This window comes from Bacteroidia bacterium (genome assembly GCA_023228875.1).
GTDB lineage: Bacteria > Bacteroidota > Bacteroidia > NS11-12g > UBA955 > JALOAG01.
Window position 1 is genome coordinate 1 of sequence record JALOAG010000043.1, and the last position, 5,050, is coordinate 5,050.

At 37.9% G+C, this 5,050-nt stretch carries 7 protein-coding genes and 2 tRNA genes; 8 read left to right on the plus strand and 1 reads right to left on the minus strand.

Going from position 1 to position 5,050, the window contains the following annotated elements; all coding sequences use genetic code 11:
• On the plus strand, positions 1 to 488 hold a 488-nt coding region (locus M0R38_12750), incomplete at its 5' end, for a pyruvate, phosphate dikinase (GenBank protein MCK9482604.1).
• Positions 489 to 524: 36 nt separating this feature from the next.
• Here the strand turns inward: M0R38_12750 and M0R38_12755 are convergent.
• A tRNA-Thr gene (locus M0R38_12755) sits at positions 525 to 596 on the minus strand.
• 105 nt (positions 597 to 701) lie between these two features.
• On the opposite strand from M0R38_12755, the gene M0R38_12760 reads away from it, so the two are divergent.
• The 7 genes from M0R38_12760 to M0R38_12790 form a co-directional block, all read left to right on the plus strand.
• On the plus strand, positions 702 to 944 hold the full coding sequence (locus M0R38_12760) for a hypothetical protein (GenBank protein MCK9482605.1): 243 nt from the start codon (positions 702 to 704) through the stop codon (positions 942 to 944).
• The gene (gene tsaD / locus M0R38_12765; protein MCK9482606.1) at positions 925 to 1,932 is read left to right on the plus strand and encodes a tRNA (adenosine(37)-N6)-threonylcarbamoyltransferase complex transferase subunit TsaD; all 1,008 of its coding nucleotides are present in this window, start codon (positions 925 to 927) and stop codon (positions 1,930 to 1,932) included. The genes M0R38_12760 and tsaD overlap by 20 nt, the downstream gene beginning before the upstream one ends.
• 10 nt (positions 1,933 to 1,942) lie before the next feature.
• Positions 1,943 to 2,473 carry an adenine phosphoribosyltransferase gene (locus M0R38_12770; protein MCK9482607.1) on the plus strand — a complete coding sequence of 177 codons (531 nt, stop codon included), beginning with the start codon at positions 1,943 to 1,945 and terminating at the stop codon, positions 2,471 to 2,473.
• Positions 2,474 to 2,600: 127 nt separating this feature from the next.
• A complete protein-coding gene (locus M0R38_12775; GenBank protein ID MCK9482608.1) occupies positions 2,601 to 2,981 on the plus strand; it encodes an arsenate reductase ArsC in 381 nt (126 codons plus the stop codon).
• A 160-nt stretch (positions 2,982 to 3,141) separates the two neighbouring features.
• A tRNA-Glu gene (locus tag M0R38_12780) sits at positions 3,142 to 3,213 on the plus strand.
• A 59-nt stretch (positions 3,214 to 3,272) separates the two neighbouring features.
• The gene (locus M0R38_12785) at positions 3,273 to 4,913 is read left to right on the plus strand and encodes an ATP-binding cassette domain-containing protein (GenBank protein ID MCK9482609.1); all 1,641 of its coding nucleotides are present in this window, start codon (positions 3,273 to 3,275) and stop codon (positions 4,911 to 4,913) included.
• A 50-nt stretch (positions 4,914 to 4,963) separates the two neighbouring features.
• Positions 4,964 to 5,050: type III pantothenate kinase (locus M0R38_12790; protein MCK9482610.1), on the plus strand; the 87-nt coding region annotated here is incomplete at its 3' end.

Genomic DNA, 5,050 nt, shown 5'->3' on the forward strand with positions numbered 1-5,050 from the left:
AATTTACCCGCAAAGAGGCTGAAAAGGTGATTGCAGAAGTATTTGCTGAGAGAAATGATAAAGTTGATTATCTAATTGGTACAATGATTGAGGTTCCAAGAGCCGCTCTCACTGCCGATGAGATTGCAAAAACTGCCCAATTCTTCAGCTTCGGTACTAACGACTTAACTCAAATGGCTTGTGGGTTCTCCCGCGATGACTCAGCTAGCTTCTTAGGCCCATACGTTGAAGATACCGATAAACAAATCTACGACTACGATCCCTTTGAAACGATCGACATTGATGGAGTTGGTAAGCTTGTCCAAATGGCAAAAGAGCTTGGTAGAAAAGCAAATCCAGATATCCACTTAGGAATCTGTGGTGAGCACGGAGGAGATCCAAAATCGATCGATTTCTGTCACCAAGTTGGACTAGACTACGTCTCTTGTAGCCCATTTAGGGTTCCAGTAGCTCGTCTAGCTGCAGCTCAAGCTGTTTTAAACAACTAAAAATTATGAGGCCGGATTATTTCCGGCCTCTTTTTTAGCCAAAAGTGGGATTCGAACCCACGACCTACGCATTACGAGTGCGTTGCTCTACCCCTGAGCCATTTTGGCTTTTTTTTAAAATAAACAATTTTATTTTACATTGCAATAAAATTAATGGGGCTTGACCATAATTGAGTTTATATCTACCGTATAAGCTAATATTTTAGTGTAAAGTTGGAGTCTATTCTGGATAAAAAATATAGTCGCTACAAAATTGAAGCAGCAGTTACCGAAAAGAGGGTAATAGCTATTAAAGTGAAAGTTGATCGCTCGGTTAAGGTGGGAATGATGTGGGCTCCTGAGGTTGTCGATTTTTACAAAGAGGTCTATCCCGATATCATTGAAGAGGGTTTTTCCTTAAGCGAGTTAGAGTATATCTCTAATTTTGAGGAGTTATATGAGGGTTTTGGGGATTGAGAGCTCTTGTGACGAGTGTTCTGCCGCCATTGTCGAAGATGGCAATAAAATTCTAAGCAACGTTGTTGCAACTCAAATTGAGTTACACCGCCCTTTTAGTGGGGTAGTTCCTGAAATTGCCTCTCGTATCCATGTTGAGTGGATAGGGGAAGTTGTCAACGAAGCACTAAGTAAATCAAATTTAACAGTTAACGATATCGACGCAGTAGCTGTAACTAATCGTCCTGGCTTATTAGGCTCTTTACTAGTTGGCGTTAACTTTGCTAAAGCTTTTGCTGCAACCTTAGATTTACCAATAGTAGCTGTAGATCACATTAGAGCCCACTTAAACGCATCTCAAATAGAGCATCCTTTGCAATATCCTTACTTAGGATTACTAGTAAGTGGAGGACACACAATTATTTGTATTGTCCACTCCTACGACGATATTGAAGTGTTAGGAACGACAATTGATGATGCAATTGGAGAGGCTTACGACAAAATAGCTAAACACTACAATTTTGGCTATCCTGGTGGGGTAGCTATCGATAAGTTGGCCCAAAAAGGGGACTCTAAAGCCTTCTTATTTCCTGGAACTAAATTAAAAGATCCCTACAATGTCTCATACTCTGGTCTTAAAAGTGCAGTTATAAACCAATTAGATCAGTTTTGGGATGGGAAAAGTGAAAAGTCGCCAGAAAACATAAGCGCCTCTTTTCAAAGAGTAGCTGTGGGTATTTTAGTTAAAAGGGTTAAAAAAGCGATTAAAGAGGTTGGTATTAGGCGCCTAGGTGTGGGGGGAGGAGTTGCTGCAAACTCCCTACTAAGAGCTGAACTAAATAAATTAGAGAATGTAGAAGTAGCTTTTCCTTCAATGAGTCTGTGTGCCGATAATGGGGCAATGATTGCAGCAATTGCTTACCACTATCTTAATGATAATAAAGTTGATAATCTAAATTTTATAACGACTGCCCGTGTTGAGGGCTTTAAAAGGTCCAATCTGAAATAAAGGAGTTGGTATGGAGAATTTTAATCTTGATGATGCGATTAGGAAGGTGCACGATTTTCCACGAGCAGGGATTTTGTTTTACGATATTACCTCAATTTTATCTAACCCCCCAGCATTTAAGTATTGCGTTGATGCAATGGAGCAAACTTATAAAGATCGAGAAATTGATGCAATTGCTTGTGTTGAGGCTAGAGGTTTCGTCTTTGCCGCTCCATTAGCTTACAATATGGGATTGCCCCTAATTTTAGTTAGAAAAAGGGGAAAGCTTCCTGGCAAAGTTAGAGAGCGCAAATACAACTTAGAGTATGGGCAAGACTTTGTTACAATCCAAGAAACCGACATCCAACCAGGTTCAAAAATCTTATTAGTTGATGATCTAATTGCCACTGGTGGCACAATTAAAGCTGCTGCTGAGTTAATTGAAGAGATGGGTGGATCTGTTGCCTCTATTTTTGGGGTAATTGGACTGCCATTTTTAGATTACGAAGATATTTTAAAACCTTATGAGATTAAAACTTTAATCAACTACGACGGTGAGTAGAAAATTTAAATATTTTTTAAAATAATTACCTCTAGCTTGTTTAAAAAGAGAAATGATACGACTTTAGTAGATAATGAAAAGAATTAAAATTATGTTTTTATGCACAGGGAACTCTTGTCGTAGTCAAATGGCAGAAGGCTTTGGTAAATACTTTGGTAAAAGTTATGTCGAGATTCACAGTTCAGGCATTGAAGCACACGGTATAAATAAAACAGCAATAAAAGTAATGGGTGAAATTGGGATTGATATTTCAAAAAATAGCTCAAATGAGATTGATGAAAACTTATTGAAAGAAATGGATTATGTAATCACCCTTTGTGCTGATGCAGAAAATAGATGCCCTCAAGTTCCACATAAAGTGGTCAAATTGCACTGGCCATTTGATGATCCTGCTAAACTTAAGGGGGATGAAGATCAAATAATTGAAAATTTTAGGCTAATTAGAGATTTAATTGGGAACCGAATCAAACTATTTTTCAACGAACTGCAAATTGGAGTTAATATTTAACTAACTTCGTAATTTTATAATACACCACTAGTGTCGATTGGTAACAAAAAACACACTGAAGATGAAGAAAATTGAAATATAGTTAAAGCTTTAGGGCGCTTGACATAAAGGGCCCTATAAAGTAAATTCAAGTTCGAGTTTGATGTGTACATCAAAAGATGGTCCCTTCGTCTATCGGTTAGGACGGGAGATTCTCAGTCTTCAAAGAGGGGTTCGATTCCCCTAGGGACTATAGATACCAGCCTTAAAAGGCTGGTATTTTAGTGTTTAACTAAACGCAAGGAAATATCTATGATAACAGCAGCAAATATAACATTAGCATACGGAACACAAACACTTTTTAAAGATGTGAGTCTTAAATTTACCAGTGGCAACTGCTACGGAGTAATTGGGGCAAACGGAGCTGGAAAGTCGACGTTTCTTAAAATCTTAAGTGGAGAGATTGAACCTGATAAAGGTGAAGTCATTGTTGGGCACAACCAAAGAGTTGCAGTCTTACAACAAGATCACTTTGCTTTTAACGACTACACAGTTTTAGATACAGTCATTATGGGTTATAAGAGGTTGTATGAAGTTAAAAGTGAAAGAGATGCCATTTATGATAAAGAGGACTTTAGCCAAGAAGATGGTTTAAAAGCTGCTGAGTTAGAGGGGGAGTTTGCCGATTTAGGGGGCTGGGAAGCTGAAAGTGAAGTTGGAATGCTTTTAGATGGACTAGGAATTGGGGAGAACTTTTTAGACAAAAAGATGGAGAGCATTGAAGATAATCTAAAAGTTCGTGTTCTTTTAGCCCAAGCACTTTTTGGAAACCCTGATATTCTTTTACTAGACGAGCCCACTAACCACCTTGATTTAGAATCTATTCACTGGTTAGAAAACTTTTTAGGGGAGTTTAACAACACAGTTATTGTTGTTTCTCACGACCGTCACTTTCTAAACAGTGTTTGTACCCACATCGTTGATGTAGACTTTCAGAAGATTCAACTCTATGTAGGAAACTACGATTTTTGGTATTTATCGAGTCAACTCGCTTCCAAACAACAAAAAGATGAAAAAAGAAGAAGAGAGGAGAAGATTGCTGAACTTAAAGAGTTTATTCAACGCTTTAGCAGTAACCTCTCAAAAGCTCGCCAAGCTACCAGTAGAAAGAAGTTAATTGATAAATTAACAATAGATGATATCAAACCCTCATCGCGCCGTTTCCCATACGTTGCTTTTAAAAGCGAAAGAGATATTGGGCGCAACGTCTTAAAAATTGAGAATCTAAGCAAAAAAGGGGAGGATGAATCTCACTCGTTAAACAACCTCTCTTTAACTATAAACCCAAAGGATAAAGTTGCCTTTGTTGGACCCAATCACAACTTAAAAACTTTGTTCTTTGAAATAATTAGTGGCAATATGAAAAGTGATGGGGGAACGTATGAGTGGGGAGTGACCACCTCAACTAGCTATTTCCCTAAAGAGAACGACTATTTGTTTGATGGAGATATGAGCATCATCGATTGGTTAGCCCAATATTCTGAAGAAAAAGATGAAACCTTCTTACGCTCCTTTTTAGGAAGAATGCTCTTTTCAGGTGATGAGGCACTAAAGAATATTCAAGTTCTAAGTGGAGGAGAGAAAGTAAGGTGTCATCTTTCTAGAATGATGTTGGAACAACGCAACGTATTAATTTTTGATGAACCAACAAGCCACTTAGATCTAGAGGCTATTACGGCTTTAAACAACGCTTTAATAGATTTTACTGGTGTAATATTGTTTAACAGCCACGACCACCAATTTGTCACCTCTATTGCCAATAGGATTATTGAATTTGCCCCCAATGGAAAAGTAATCGATAGAATGATGAGTTTAGAAGATTATTTGAACAACGAGGATGTCAAAAAACTTAGATATGAGTATTATAAAGGTGAGAGTCGAATAATGATTTAAGGAGCAAGCTTATGTTACTTGTTGTCGATATTGGTAATACAAACGTAGTTATGGCCCTCTACAATGAGAAGATGTGGGCTGCTAGTTGGCGGATTCATAGCGACCAGATGAAAACAAGTGATGAGTATCTTGTAATC